Genomic DNA, 13,160 nt, shown 5'->3' with positions numbered 1-13,160 from the left:
CGGCGCCTCTCACTTGGCCGCCTCCACCGCGGCCTGCGCCTCGGCTCCGGCCGCCACGGCGGTGGCCCCCGGGCGGGCGGCCAGGGCAGCCGGTTCGCGGCCCGTCGCCACGGCAGCCGGTTCGGCCTCCGCCGCGACGGCTGCCGCCGAGCCGCTTCCGGTCGTGGCCGCGCCGACCGCGACGGCCGTGGACCGCGCCCGGGCGGGGGCGTCGGCCGTGGACCGCGACGGGGCGGGGGCGTCGGCCCGGGCCGCGGCGATGGCCTCCCGGTACCGGGCCACGGTGCCTTCGGCGGCCCGCGCCCAGGTGAAGTGGCGCAGCACCCGCTCGCGCCCGGCCCGGCCCAGCCGGTCCCGCAGCTCCGCGTCCTCCAGCAGCCGGCTCAGCGCGGCGGCCAGCGCGCCCGCGTCCGCGGGCGGCACCGCCAGGCACGTCTCGCCGTCGCGGCCGGCGACCTCGGGGATGGCGCCGCCGGTTGTGGCGACCAGCGGGGTGCCGGTGGCCATCGCCTCCGCCGCCGGCAGGGAGAACCCCTCGTACAACGACGGCACGCACGCGACCTCGGCCGAGCGGACCAGGTCGACCAGTTCGGCGTCCGAGATGCCCTTGACGAACTCGACGGCGCCCTCCAGGCCGTACCGCTCGACCGCCTGCGCGACCGGTCCCTCGGTGGGCCGCTTGCCGACGACGACGAGGTGCGCCGCGGGGTGTTCGGTACGGACCTTGGCGAGCGCCTCGACGAGGAAGACCAGGCCCTTCAGCGGCACGTCCGCGCTGGACGTCGTCACGATCCGGCCCGGCACCCGCGGCACCGAGGGGTCGGGGGAGAACAGGTCGGTGTCGGCGCCGATGTGGACGACGTGGACGCGGTCCTCGCGCACCCCGAGGTGGTCGACGATCTCCTGGCGGGAGGTGCCGGAGACGGTGAGCACGGAGGGCAGGCGGCGGGCGACGCGCTTCTGCATCCGGGTGAAGGCGTACCAGCGGCGCACGGACCAGCCCCGCTGCCACCCCTCGGCGGCGTCCAGCTCCAGTTGCCGGTCGACGGTGATGGGGTGGTGGACCGTGGTCACCAGCGGCGCGCCGACATCGCCCAACAGCCCGTATCCGAGCGTCTGGTTGTCGTGCACGACGTCGAACTCGCCGCGCCGGGCTCGCAGATGGCGGCGGGCGCGGAGCGAGAAGGTCAGCGGCTCGGGGAAGCCGCCCGTCCACATCGTCGCGACCTCCAGCGCGTCGATCCAGTCGCGGTACTCCTCGCGCTTCGGGGTGCGGAAGGGGTCCGGCTGGCGGTAGAGGTCCAGGCTCGGCAGCTCGGTCAGGCGCAGGCCGTCGAGGCCCTCGTCGAGCACGGGGTAGGGCTGGGAGCCGATCACCTCCACCCGGTGGCCGAGGCGGGCCAGCTCGCGCGAGAGGTGGCGCACGTAGACGCCCTGCCCGCCGCAGAACGGGTTCCCCTTGTAGGTGAGGAGCGCGATGTCGAGCGGTCGCTCGCCGTCCGCGGCCGGGTCCTCCCGGGGACCCGCCTGACTGGCCTCAGCGGTCACTCTGGGCCCCCTTCTTCCTGCATTGTCCCGCGAGATTACGCCGGGACGCTAATCTAGAACAAGTTTCAGACTTGATCGTCCAGGAGGCTCCGAATCTACCGGCAGGTAGCCGCGCTGTGAGAAGTGGATCAGGTGATTCATGCCACGGCCGGCGCCCCTGCCCTGCTGTCCGATCACTCGCCCTCACCGACTGTCACGGAACGGTGCCCATGCCTGCGGAAGCCAAGGGGGAAGCCCGTACCGCGCGGACCTCCCCCGGTCCCCACTCCGTCCGAGCGGACGGTCCCCCGCCGTCTCCCCTGACCGAGCGGCAGGAGGCGCGGCGCCGCCGCATCCTGCACGCGAGCGCCCAGTTGGCGGGCCGGGGCGGCTTCGACGCGGTGCAGATGCGGGAGGTCGCCGAGTCCTCGCAGGTGGCGCTCGGCACGCTCTACCGCTACTTCCCCTCCAAGGTGCACCTGCTGGTCGCCACGATGCAGGACCAGTTGGAGCACATGCACGGCACGCTGCGCAAGAAGCCGCCGGCGGGCGAGACGGCGGCCGAACGGGTGGCGGAGACCCTGATGCGGGCCTTCCGCGCGCTCCAGCGCGAGCCGCACCTGGCCGACGCCATGGTCCGCGCGCTCACCTTCGCCGACCGCAGCGTGAGCCCCGAGGTGGACCAGGTCTCCCGGCAGACCACGGCGATCATCCTGGACGCGATGGGCCTGGACAGCCCGGCCCCCGAACAGCTCGCCGCGGTCCGGGTGATCGAGCACACCTGGCACTCGGCGCTGATCACCTGGCTGTCGGGCCGGGCCTCCATCGCCCAGGTGCGGACGGACATCGAGACGGTCTGCCGTCTGATCGACCTGACGGCTCCGGCGGAGGACGCCTAGAGCCCGTCCGACGGGCCTCCCGGCCGCCCCTCCCCCCTTACCGCTGACGGCGCGTCCGCCCCCCGCCCGCCGTCCGCACCGGGAGGAACGGCCTGCCCGCCCAACTCCGGGGCTGGGGAAGCCTGTTCTCCGGTGACCACCCGCTCCCGCGGATCACCCCGCACATCGCCCGTCACATCGGCCCGCACAGTCACCCCGCGCGAGGACCGGACGACGCCACCGCGACCGACCCCTTCGGTGCGGTGTGGCGGCGGGCACGCGGGCCGGCTCCCCAGCACACAGGCCCCTCTCGGGGCCCCGCTACCTGCGGGTAGAGTGGCCGCGTCGTCATCACACCCGTACGAGGGGAAGCCGGTGCAATTCCGGCGCTGACCCGCAACCGTGAGCCGCCCGTGGGGCGGTGAGCCGGACTGCCCCGGGCGGACGTGACCGGCTCACGTGCGTCGGCGGTCCGCCGGCACACGGCACCGTCGAGGTTACGGAGCCGAGCCGCCCGGGGTGTCCCGTGCTGTCCGGCTCTCTTCAGGGAGAGGCAGCAGCCGATCATGAACGTTCGCCGCAACGCCGCGGCTCTGGCCGCCATAGCCGTGATCGGCACCGCGGCACCCGCCGTCGCCGCACCGTCCCCGTCGCCCAAGCCGGCGATCCCGTCGGGGCTCTACGGCAGCACCGACCCGACCTACGACGGCGTCTGGCGCCAGTCGCTCGCGCTGCTCGCCCAGCACACCGTGGGCGTGCGGCCCGCGGCGAAGGCGGTGGACTGGCTGACCGGGCAGCAGTGCGCGAACGGCGCGTTCGCCGCGTTCCGCGCCACGCCCGAGAAGGCCTGCGACGCCAAGGTGATGGTGGACACCAACAGCACGGCCGCCGCCGTCCAGGCGCTCGCCGCGCTCGGCGGCCACGACGACGTGACCGGCAAGGCGGTGGCCTGGCTGAAGTCCGTGCAGAACAAGGACGGCGGCTGGGGATACACCCCCGGCGGCCCCAGCGACACCAACTCCACCTCCGTCGTGGTCGGCGCGCTCACCGCCGCCGGCCAGAAGCCCGCGGCCGTCGAGAAGGACGGCCGGTCCGCCTACGACGCCCTCCTGAAGCTCGCCCTGCCGTGCGGCGGCGACGGGGCCGGCGCCTTCGCCTACCAGCCCGACAAGAAGGGCAAGCTCGCCGCCAACGCGGACGCGACCGCCGCCGGGGTGGTCGGCGCCCTCGGCCAGGGCTTCGCGGCGAAGGCCGCGGCCACGGCGGGCACGGCCGCCCACTGCACGGGCTCCGGCAGCGCGACGCCGGAGCGCGCCGCCGCCAACGGCGCGTCCTACCTCGCGGGCGCCGTCGCCAAGGACGGCTACCTGACCTCCGTGCTCCCCGGCTCCACCGACCAGCCCGACTACGGCAACACCGCCGACGCGGTCGTCGCGCTCGCCGCGCAGGGCGGGGCCGGGCAGGCGCAGAAGCCGCTGCGGTGGCTGGAGGGGCACTTCGAGGCGTGGGCCAAGCAGAGCGGCCCCGCCGCCTACGCCCAGCTGGTCTTCGCGGCCCACGCGACGGGCACCGACCCGCGCGCCTTCGGCGGCGTGAACCTGGTCGACCGGCTCAACGCCGCGGGCCCGGCGCCGCAGTCGGCCGAGCACAAGTCCACGCACGCCGACCGCAAGAGCGACGCGGGGTACGGCGTGTGGTGGTTCGTCGGCGTCTGCCTGGTCGCGGGCATCGGCGTCGGCTTCCTGCTCAGCGGCCGCCGGAAGAAGCAGCAGCCGTGACCCGCCGGGTCCGCGTGCGGGCCGTCCTGCTCCTGGCCGCGTTCCTGCTCCCGGCGGGCGCCGGTCAGGCGCAGGCCGCGGGCTACCGCTACTGGTCCTTCTGGGAGCGGGACGGCGGCCACTGGTCGTACGCCACACAGGGGCCGTCCACGGCGCGCCCCGCCGACGGCGACGTCCAGGGCTTCCGGTTCGCGGTGAGCGAGGACTCGCGGAACGCGAAGCAGCCGCGCGGCACGGCCGACTTCGCCACGATCTGCGCGCGGACCCCGGCCCGGCACGACGGCAAGCGGGTGGCCCTGGTGCTGGACTTCGGCACCAGGGCGGACGCCCCGTCCGGCGAGACCCCGCCGGGCCCGCGCACGGCCTGCGCGCGGGTGTCCCCGGACGCGACGACGGCCGAGGCCCTGGCCGCGGTGGCGGGGCCGCTGCGGTACGACACCAACGCCCTGCTGTGCGCGATCGCCGGATATCCCCGGCAGGGTTGCGGCGAGCAGGTCACGACCGCGGGGAAGGACGCGGGCGCGGGCGCCGCCCCGGGCTCGTCCTCGGCCTCCTCCGCGTCCCCGTTCTCGTCGCGGAAGTCGTCCGGTGACGGCCCGTCGGTGGGGCTGCTCGCCGGCGCGGCGGGCGTGGCGGCCCTGGCCGTGGCGGCGGTGTGGCAGGCGCGCCGGCGCAGGCATGGGTAGCGACGGCCCCGGGCGCGGGCCGTCGCGCGGTACGCCCTCCAGGCTCGCGGTCCACCCGGGGGCCTGGTGGCTGTGGTCGCTGGCCCTCGGCACCGCCGCCACCCGCACCACCAACCCCCTCCTGCTCACCCTCCTCCTGACGGTGTCCGGGTACGTCGTGGTGACCTGCCGCCCGGACACCCCCTCCGCCCGCTCCTACCCCGCCTTCGTCAAGCTGGCCCTGGCGGTCCTGCTGGTCCGCCTCGCCTTCGCCACCCTGCTCGGCTCCCCGATCCCGGGCACGCACGTGATCGTCACACTGCCCGAAGTCCCGCTGCCGCACTGGGCGCAGGGCATCCGCCTCGGCGGCCGGGTCACCGCCGAGGCCCTGGTCTTCGCGCTCTACGACGGCCTGAAGCTGGCGGCCCTGCTGGTGTGCGTCGGCGCTGCGAACGCCCTCGCCGCCCCCGCCCGCCTGCTGAAGTCCCTGCCGGGCGCGCTGTACGAGACCGGCGTCGCCGTGGTCGTCGCGCTGACCTTCGCCCCGCACCTCGTCGCCGACGTCCGCCGGCTGCGCGCCGCGCGCCGGCTGCGGGGCCGCCCGGACCGCGGAGTCCGGGGTCTGCTGCACGTGGGACTGCCGGTACTGGAGGGCGCGCTGGAGCGCTCCGTCGCCCTCGCCGCCGCGATGGACGCCCGCGGTTACGGCCGTACCGCCGAGGTGGCGCCCTCCGTCCGGCGTACCACGGCCGCCCTCACCCTCGGCGGGCTGCTCGGCGTCTGCGCCGGAACGTACGGGCTGCTCACTGCCGAGGGCGGCACCTACGGCCTCCCCGTCCTGTTCGCCGGGGTCGCCGCCGCGCTGGCGGGTCTGTGGCTCGGCGGCCGCCGTTCGCCGCGCACGCGCTACCGTCCCGACACCTGGAACCCGCGCTCCCTGCTGGTGGCCTCATCCGGTGCGGCGGTCGCGGCGCTGCTGTTCCTGGCCGCGGCGCGGGATCCCGGCGCGCTGCACCCCGGTGTGGTCCCGCTCGTCGCCCCGGCCCTCCCGCTGTGGCCCGCGGCGGCCGTACTCCTGGGCCTGCTCCCCGCGTTCCTGGCCCCCGCCGCCCCCGTGGCTCCCGCGCCGGGCCGGGGAGCCGCACCCCGCCGCGCCGCCACCGACCGTCCCTCCGCACCGTCGACCCCCGCCGCCGAGGAGCCCTCATGATCCGCTTCGAGGACGTCTCCGTGACGTACGACGGCGCCGCCGAACCGACCGTCCGGGGCGTCGACTTCGAGGTGCCGGAAGGCGAACTCGTGCTGCTCGTCGGGCCGTCCGGGGTGGGCAAGTCCACCGTCCTCGGCGCGGTGAGCGGCCTCGTCCCGCACTTCACGGGCGGCACTCTGCGCGGCCGCGTCACGGTGGCCGGGCGCGACACCCGCACCCACAAGCCGCGCGAACTCGCCGACGTCGTCGGCACCGTCGGCCAGGACCCGCTGTCCCACTTCGTGACGGACACGGTGGAGGACGAACTCGCCTACGGCATGGAGTCGTTGGGGCTCGCCCCGAACGTCATGCGGCGCCGGGTGGAGGAGACGCTCGACCTGCTGGGCCTGGCCGGCCTGCGCGACCGCCCTCTGGCCACCCTCTCCGGCGGGCAGCAGCAGCGGGTCGCGATCGGCTCGGTGCTCACCCCGCACCCGAGGGTGCTGGTCCTCGACGAGCCGACCTCGGCGCTCGACCCGGCCGCGGCGGAGGAGGTCCTCGCCGTGCTCCAGCGCCTGGTGCACGACCTCGGCACCACGGTCCTCATGGCCGAACACCGCCTGGAGCGCGTCGTCCAGTACGCCGACCAGGTCGTCCTGCTGCCCTCCCCGGGTGCCGCGCCCGTCCTCGGCGCCCCGGCGGACGTCATGGCCGTCTCCCCCGTCTTCCCCCCGGTCGTGGACCTCGGCCGGCTGGCGGGCTGGGCCCCCCTCCCCCTGACGGTCCGCGACGCCCGCCGCCGCGCCGCCCCCCTGCGCGACCGCCTGGCCCACCACGTCCCGCGCTCCGCGCCTCCGCCTCTCACCCATCCGCCGGCCGGCCCGGGAGTCACGGGCGCCTCGGCCCCCACGCCCGAAGCGCCCCCTGCCTCCGCGAGTCCGGCCCCGACACGACCGACCGACGGCACCGGGACGGCCGACACCGCGACCCGCGCCGACGCGTCACCCACACGCACGACCGGCACCGCCGGGGCGGCCACCGACCCGCCCTCCGGGCACCCGGCTTCAGGCAGCGCGTCCCGGCCCGCCGCCCCTCGCTCCCCCGGCGTCCTCCGGCGCCTGTTCCGGCGGGCCGTGCCCGGCGTCACGCCGGAGCACCCGACCGCCGGTGCCGGTGCCGACGGCGCCCCCGCCGCCGAGACCGCCGCCTCTGTCGCCGACGTGCGCTCGCTCGCCGTCCGGCGGGGCCGCGTGGACGCGCTCCGGCACGTGGACCTGACCGTCGCGCCGGGCGAGACCATCGCCCTCATGGGCCGCAACGGCGCCGGCAAGTCAACGCTCCTCGGGTCGCTGGTCGGCCTGGTCGAGCCGTCCGCCGGGCGGGTCCGGGTCGGCGGGGCGCCCCCGCACCGCACCCCGCCCCGCGAGTTGGTCCGCCGCGTCGGCCTGGTCCCGCAGGAGCCGCGCGACCTGCTCTACGCCGACACGGTCGCCGCCGAGTGCGCCGCCGCCGACCGGGACGCCGGGGCCCCGCCGGGCACCTGCCGGTCCCTGGTCTCGGAGCTGCTGCCCGGCATCACGGACGGCACCCACCCCCGTGACCTCTCCGAGGGCCAGCGGCTCACGCTCGCCCTGGCCGTCGTCCTCACCGCCCGGCCGCCCCTGCTGCTGCTCGACGAGCCGACCCGCGGTCTCGACTACTCGGCGAAGGCCCGCCTGGTCGCCGTCCTGCGCGCCCTGGCCGCCGAGGACCACGCCATCGTGCTCGCCACGCACGACGTGGAACTCGCCGCCGAGCTGGCCCACCGGGTGGTCCTGCTCGCCGACGGAGAGGTGATCGCGGACGGCCCGACGGCGGACGTGGTGGTCTCCTCCCCGTCCTTCGCACCGCAGGTTACGAAGATCCTGGCGCCGCAGCCGTGGCTGACCACGGCCCAGGTGCGCGAGGCCCTCGCATGACCGCCGAAGAGCGCGAAGCCCCTCGCGCGACCGCCGCACAGCGCCGAAGCCGTACCGAGACCGACTCGCGGCACGAAGGCCACACCGAGACGAACCCGCGGCACGAAGGCCACACCGGGACCGACCCGCGGCACGAAGGCCGTACCGAGACCGACCCGCGCCGCGAAGCCCCTCGCACGACCGGCCCACGGCGCGAAGGCGGCCCCCACGCCACCGGCCCGCGGCGCCGGGTGCGGGCCGTCCGCCTCGGCCCCCGTTCGCTCGCCGCCCTCGTCCTGGTGGGCGCCGTGGGGGTCGTCGGCTTCGGCTGGCCCTTCCTCGCCCCGCCCAGCTCGCAGCTCGGCGCGCACGCGCAGGACGCGCCCTGGCTGTTCGCGGGCCTGCTGGTCCTCCTCGTCGCCGTCGTGGCCGCGACGATCTCCGAGTCGGGGCTCGGCCCGAAGGCGGTCGCCATGCTCGGCGTGCTCGCCGCGACCGGCGCGGCCCTGCGCCCGATCGGGGCCGGGACCGCCGGCATCGAGCCCATGTTCTTCCTGATGGTGCTGAGCGGGCGCGTCCTCGGACCGGGCTTCGGGTTCGTGCTCGGCTCCGTCACGATGTTCGCCTCGGCCCTGCTCACCGGCGGAGTGGGGCCGTGGATGCCGTTCCAGATGCTGGCCATGGGGTGGTTCACCATGGGCGCGGGCCTGCTGCCGGGCCCCGAACGCCTGCGCGGCCGCGCCGAACTGGCGCTGCTGGCTCTCTACGGCTTCCTCGCCGCGTTCGCGTACGGCACGGTCATGAACCTCGCGGGCTGGCCCTTCATGGGTGCCCTCGCCTCCTCCATCGCCTTCGACCCGCACGCCGCCGTCCCCGCCAACCTGGCCCGCTTCCTCGCGTACTGCCTGGCCACCTCGCTCGGCTGGGACCTGGGCCGCGCCGTGGTCACCGTCGTACTGACCCTCACCCTCGGCCCCGCGCTGCTCCGCGCCCTGCGCCGCGCCACCCGCCGCGCCGCTTTCGAGGCCCCGGTCACATTCGACGCACCCGCTCCGTGAGTCCGCGTACGCGTACGGCGACGGCCTCCGTGAGCCCGCCCACGTGACGCGGATCACCTACGATCCCGGGCCGTAGTTCCCGCGCGCGACCCGCGCGCCCGGACACCCCCGCTGACCTGCGCATTGCGACGTAGCTCACACGACGGACCTTCGCCCCAGATGCGACGACAACTAGTAAAAGGGATGTTTGCGGACGGATTTCCCACCTGCTTGTCTGAACGACGTCGCAAGGCGCCACGGGCCCCACGGGTCACGGCACCGACGCACGCCCCACCGCGCACCGCGTGGTGACGGAACTGCACGCGACCCCCACCGTCCCCGACGCAAGAGGTTCTCCGTGTCCGTCTCCTTCATCCGCCGCATCGCCACCCCGAAGAAGTCCCTCACCACCGCCGCCGTGGCCGCCGCCGCCGTCGGCATGGCCCTGACCGCGGCCCCCGCCCAGGCCGCCCCCGCCAACTCGGCCGGTCAGGCGCAGGCGATCGCGCACCAGATGATCCCGGACTCCTCCCAGTACAACGCGTTCAGCAAGATCGTGGAGCGCGAGAGCAACTGGAACGTCTCCGCGACCAACTCCTCCTCCGGCGCCTACGGCCTGGTCCAGGCCCTGCCGGCCTCCAAGATGTCCACGGCCGGCTCCGACTGGAAGACCAACGCCCAGACCCAGATCAAGTGGGGCCTGGACTACATGAACTCCCGCTACGGCAGCCCGTCCGCCGCCTGGAACTTCTGGCAGGCCAACGGCTGGTACTGAGCCGCACCCGCGGTCTGAGCCACCTCACGGCAGCCATGGAGGCGGCGGCCCCCTGATCCCCGGGGCCGTCGCCTTCGCCGCACCCACACCAAGCGGAACGCGGCATCCCCCGGGCCCGGCACCCCCGAGAACGCGGCGTACCCCGGGCCCGGCACCCGCACCACACCGCACGCGGCGCACGCCAGGCCAGGCACCCCCGCGCCCAGGGCGCCGGGCCCGGCGAGCCCTCCGGCCGGCCACCGACCGCTCTGCTTTGCTGGCGCCATGATCGCAGCTCAGCCCCCGGACCGGCCACCGGGACCGCCGCCGGCCCCACCCCCGGACGACCCCGAGGCGCGCGGACTGCGTCTCGGGGCCGTGCTGTTGGGCCTGACGGTGGTCAGCGGCCTGATCGACGCCGTCGGTTATCTGGGCCTCGGCCACGTCTTCACGGCGAACATGACCGGCAACGTGGTGGTCCTGGGCTTCGCCGCCGCCGGAGCCCCTGGCTTCTCGATCCGCCACACCCTGACCTCCCTGCTGTGCTTCCTGGCCGGTGCCACGGCGGGCGGCCGGATCGCGGTGCGCTTCGGCGGCGGCTCACGCCGCACCTGGGCCCGGGTGACGCTCACCGCCGAGACCGTGCTGGTCGGCGCCGCGGCGGCGGTGGCGTTCGCCGAGCCGGACGCGAACGGCACGACGTACGCCCTCATCGCCCTCACCGCCTTCGCGATGGGCCTGCGCAACGCCACGGTCCGCAAGCTGCACGTCGCCGACCTGACGACGACCGTCCTGACGATGACCCTGACCGGCCTCGCCTCCGAATCCCGCATCGGGGGCGGCGACGGCCGGCGCTCCCCCCGCCGCGCCGCCGCCGTGGCGGCGATGGCGGCGGGCGCCCTGCTCGGCGCCTGGCTGGTCACCCACCACAACCTGGCCACGCCCCTCCTCCTCGCAGCACTGGCGGCGGGCACGCTGGCGCTGGTGACATCGGGCCGCGAGTGAACCTCGCGTGCGCCGACGAGGCGACCGCAGCGACACTGAAGCTGCCGGCAGTGGCCCTCCCGCCAACATGCCGCTCCACAGCGGGAGATGAGCGACAGAGGCCCCTGCTATGGTGCGCCGATGTCATCGATCAAGCAGTTCCAAGTCACCTTCGACTGCGCGGAACCCGCGCGTCTCGCCGGTTTCTGGTGCGAGGTGCTGGGATACGTCGTACCGCCGGTCCCGAAGGGGTTCGCCACTTGGGAGGACTACCACCGGTCACTGCCGCCTGAGGATCAGGTCGTCTACTTCGCCTGCAGTGATCCCTCGGGTGTGGGCCCGCGCCTGCTCTTCCAGCGCGTTCCCGAAGGGAAGATCGTCAAGAATCGGGTGCATCTCGACGTGCGGGCCGGCACCGGACTCGTGGGTGCGGAGCGCCTCGCCACACTGGAGGCCGAATGCGCACGACTGGTCGCGCTCGGCGCGGTACACGTACGAACGCTGCTCGCCGACGACGACAACGAGTCGTGCATCCTGATGCAGGACATCGAGGGCAACGAGTTCTGCCTCGACTGAGCATCCTCCACGACGGCGAGATCCGGGGGGGGAGCCGCCTCCCTCGGGCCTCCCTTCAAGGTGGTCTCCGTGCGGGGGGGGGAAGTCATCCTGTGAGGGCGAGGTCGTGAAGTCGGGCGATGCCGATCATCGCGGCCCATCGGGGCCGGCCCTACTCGGGGGGAACGCGGGGCGCATGCGGGCCTGCAAGGCTCGTTCGACGTCTACCGCTTCGCGAGCGACCCGGCCATCGTCTACACCGAGGGTTACGGCAGTGGGCATCCGACCGCGAATCCGGACACCGTCAAGGACTGCTCGCTCCGTTACCCGGCGCCTTCGCCGCCTTCCTCTCCTGGGCGTCCACGCGCGCCGAATGATCGTCCCGGTGGTCCGAAGGTGCCGTCCGCGCATCTGTACCAATCACCCGGGACTTCGGCGTGCCGCGCCCCTCGCCACTGATGGAACCCGTTACTACCTCCTCGGTAGTTCCTGATGAGCCGTCAGAGCCGTGGGAGTCGCTCATGCCCTGTCCAGCGCTGCCCGACGGGTTCGACCTCACCGATCCCGATCTGCTGCACCAGCGTGTGCCCCTTCCGGAGTTCGCCGAGCTGCGCCGGACGGAACCGGTCCGCTGGATCGAGCAGCCGCACGGCGTGGCCGGTTTCGCCGACGACGGCTACTGGGCCGTGACGCGGCACGCGGACGTCAGGTACGTCTCCACGCGTCCCGAGCTCTTCTCGTCCTCCCTCAACACCGCCATCATCCGCTTCAGCGAGCGCATCGAGCGCGAGGCGATCGACGCCCAGCGGCTGATCCTGCTCAACATGGACCCGCCGGAGCACACCCGGGTCCGGCAGATCGTGCAGCGCGGTTTCACCCCGGGCGCGATCCGGGCGCTGGAGGACCGGCTGCGCGCCCGGGCACGGGCGATCGTGGAGCGGGCGCGAGCGCTGCCCGGCCCCTTCGACTTCGTCACGGAGGTCGCCCGCGAACTGCCGCTCCAGACCATCGCGGAGCTCATCGGCGTGCCGCAGGAGGACCGGGCGAGGATCTTCGAGTGGTCGAACAGGATGATCGCCTACGACGATCCGGAGTACGCGCTCACGGAGGAGGCCGGGGCGGAGTCGGCCGCGGCGATCATCGCGTACGCGAAGAACATGGCCGCCGACCGCAAGCGGTGCCCCGCCGAGGACATCGTCACCACGCTGGTGGCCGCGGAGCACGAGGGCAACCTCGGCTCCGACGAGTTCGGCTTCTTCGTGCTGATGCTGGCCGTCGCGGGGAACGAGACGACGCGCAACGCCATCGCCCACGGCATGCACGCCTTCCTCACCCACCCCGGGCAGTGGGAGCTGTTCCGGCGGGAACGGCCCGCGACGACCGCCGAGGAGATCGTGCGGTGGGCGACGCCGGTGGTGTCCCTCCAGCGGACGGCGGCCGAGGACACGGAACTCGGCGGCCGGCGGATCAGGAAGGGCGACCGGGTCGGCCTCTTCTACGCCTCGGCCAACCACGACCCGGAGGTCTTCGACGCCCCGGACGTCTTCGACATCACCCGCGATCCCAACCCGCACCTCGGCTTCGGCGGCGGAGGACCGCACTACTGCCTGGGCAGGTCCCTGGCCGTCCTGGAGATCGACCTCATCTTCCGGGCGATCGCCGACGCGATGCCCGGCCTGCGGATGACCGCCGCTCCGCGCCGCCTGCGCTCGGCCTGGCTCAACGGCGTGAAGGAACTCCGGGTCGCCACCGTCTGAGCGCCCGGGACGACCGCCCGCCCCGGAGCCCCGACCCGGAGCCCCGCCCCGGATCCCGTCCCCGGAGCCCCGCCCCGCCGACCCGCCTCCGACGGACCC

Annotated in this window: 11 protein-coding genes, 1 pseudogene and 1 riboswitch; of the genes and pseudogenes, 11 read left to right on the top strand and 1 reads right to left on the bottom strand. The window is 74.7% G+C overall.

Going from position 1 to position 13,160, the window contains the following annotated elements; all coding sequences use genetic code 11:
- Positions 1–9 precede the first annotated feature (9 nt).
- A complete protein-coding gene (locus ACIQ9G_RS02990; RefSeq protein WP_403605347.1) occupies positions 10–1,548 on the bottom strand; it encodes a glycosyltransferase family 4 protein in 1,539 nt (512 codons plus the stop codon).
- A gap of 209 nt (positions 1,549–1,757) precedes the next feature.
- On the opposite strand from ACIQ9G_RS02990, the gene ACIQ9G_RS02985 reads away from it, so the two are divergent.
- The 11 genes and pseudogenes from ACIQ9G_RS02985 (at position 1,758) to ACIQ9G_RS02935 (ending at position 13,061) form a co-directional block, all read left to right on the top strand.
- Positions 1,758–2,426 (top strand): TetR family transcriptional regulator, encoded by a 669-nt coding sequence (locus ACIQ9G_RS02985; protein WP_403605344.1) that lies wholly within the window; start codon positions 1,758–1,760, stop codon positions 2,424–2,426.
- 343 nt (positions 2,427–2,769) lie between these two features.
- A riboswitch (cobalamin riboswitch) is annotated at positions 2,770–2,842 on the top strand.
- Positions 2,843–2,971: 129 nt separating this feature from the next.
- On the top strand, positions 2,972–4,183 hold the full coding sequence (locus tag ACIQ9G_RS02980; RefSeq protein WP_403605342.1) for a prenyltransferase/squalene oxidase repeat-containing protein: 1,212 nt from the start codon (positions 2,972–2,974) through the stop codon (positions 4,181–4,183).
- On the top strand, positions 4,180–4,869 hold the full coding sequence (locus ACIQ9G_RS02975; protein WP_403605339.1) for an SCO2322 family protein: 690 nt from the start codon (positions 4,180–4,182) through the stop codon (positions 4,867–4,869). Before ACIQ9G_RS02980 ends, ACIQ9G_RS02975 begins: the two co-directional genes overlap by 4 nt.
- On the top strand, positions 4,862–6,058 hold the full coding sequence (locus tag ACIQ9G_RS02970; protein WP_403605336.1) for an energy-coupling factor transporter transmembrane protein EcfT: 1,197 nt from the start codon (positions 4,862–4,864) through the stop codon (positions 6,056–6,058). The genes ACIQ9G_RS02975 and ACIQ9G_RS02970 overlap by 8 nt, the downstream gene beginning before the upstream one ends.
- Positions 6,055–7,995, top strand: a complete 1,941-nt coding sequence (locus tag ACIQ9G_RS02965; RefSeq protein WP_403605333.1) for an ABC transporter ATP-binding protein — start codon at positions 6,055–6,057, stop codon at positions 7,993–7,995. The genes ACIQ9G_RS02970 and ACIQ9G_RS02965 overlap by 4 nt, the downstream gene beginning before the upstream one ends.
- Positions 7,992–9,032, top strand: a complete 1,041-nt coding sequence (locus tag ACIQ9G_RS02960) for an ECF transporter S component (protein WP_403605330.1) — start codon at positions 7,992–7,994, stop codon at positions 9,030–9,032. The genes ACIQ9G_RS02965 and ACIQ9G_RS02960 overlap by 4 nt, the downstream gene beginning before the upstream one ends.
- Before the next feature lie 337 nt (positions 9,033–9,369).
- Positions 9,370–9,786, top strand: a complete 417-nt coding sequence (locus ACIQ9G_RS02955; RefSeq protein ID WP_403605327.1) for a transglycosylase SLT domain-containing protein — start codon at positions 9,370–9,372, stop codon at positions 9,784–9,786.
- A 264-nt stretch (positions 9,787–10,050) separates the two neighbouring features.
- Positions 10,051–10,770: a YoaK family protein gene (locus ACIQ9G_RS02950; RefSeq protein WP_403605324.1), complete on the top strand. Its 720-nt coding sequence runs from the start codon at positions 10,051–10,053 to the stop codon at positions 10,768–10,770.
- 120 nt (positions 10,771–10,890) lie between these two features.
- On the top strand, positions 10,891–11,325 hold the full coding sequence (locus tag ACIQ9G_RS02945; RefSeq protein WP_403605321.1) for a VOC family protein: 435 nt from the start codon (positions 10,891–10,893) through the stop codon (positions 11,323–11,325).
- A 168-nt stretch (positions 11,326–11,493) separates the two neighbouring features.
- Positions 11,494–11,631, top strand: a pseudogene (locus ACIQ9G_RS02940) (Scr1 family TA system antitoxin-like transcriptional regulator); the annotation flags it as partial.
- Positions 11,632–11,825: 194 nt separating this feature from the next.
- A complete protein-coding gene (locus tag ACIQ9G_RS02935) occupies positions 11,826–13,061 on the top strand; it encodes a cytochrome P450 (RefSeq protein ID WP_403605318.1) in 1,236 nt (411 codons plus the stop codon).
- Positions 13,062–13,160: the final 99 nt, after the last annotated feature.

The sequence above is a fragment of the Streptomyces sp. NPDC096152 genome (genome assembly GCF_044763235.1).
In the GTDB taxonomy this organism is placed as follows: domain Bacteria; phylum Actinomycetota; class Actinomycetes; order Streptomycetales; family Streptomycetaceae; genus Streptomyces.
This window is presented reverse-complemented; position numbering and strand designations above follow the sequence as displayed.

Bases quoted from the DNA above. Each gene is read 5' to 3' on its own strand.
- ACIQ9G_RS02985 (WP_403605344.1), top strand. From the start codon at position 1,758: ATGCCTGCGGAAGCCAAGGGGGAAGCCCGTACCGCGCGGACCTCCCCC.
- ACIQ9G_RS02980 (WP_403605342.1), top strand. From the start codon at position 2,972: ATGAACGTTCGCCGCAACGCCGCGGCTCTGGCCGCCATAGCCGTGATC.
- ACIQ9G_RS02970 (WP_403605336.1), top strand. From the start codon at position 4,862: ATGGGTAGCGACGGCCCCGGGCGCGGGCCGTCGCGCGGTACGCCCTCC.
- ACIQ9G_RS02965 (WP_403605333.1), top strand. From the start codon at position 6,055: ATGATCCGCTTCGAGGACGTCTCCGTGACGTACGACGGCGCCGCCGAA.
- ACIQ9G_RS02960 (WP_403605330.1), top strand. From the start codon at position 7,992: ATGACCGCCGAAGAGCGCGAAGCCCCTCGCGCGACCGCCGCACAGCGC.
- ACIQ9G_RS02950 (WP_403605324.1), top strand. From the start codon at position 10,051: ATGATCGCAGCTCAGCCCCCGGACCGGCCACCGGGACCGCCGCCGGCC.
- ACIQ9G_RS02945 (WP_403605321.1), top strand. From the start codon at position 10,891: ATGTCATCGATCAAGCAGTTCCAAGTCACCTTCGACTGCGCGGAACCC.
- ACIQ9G_RS02935 (WP_403605318.1), top strand. From the start codon at position 11,826: ATGCCCTGTCCAGCGCTGCCCGACGGGTTCGACCTCACCGATCCCGAT.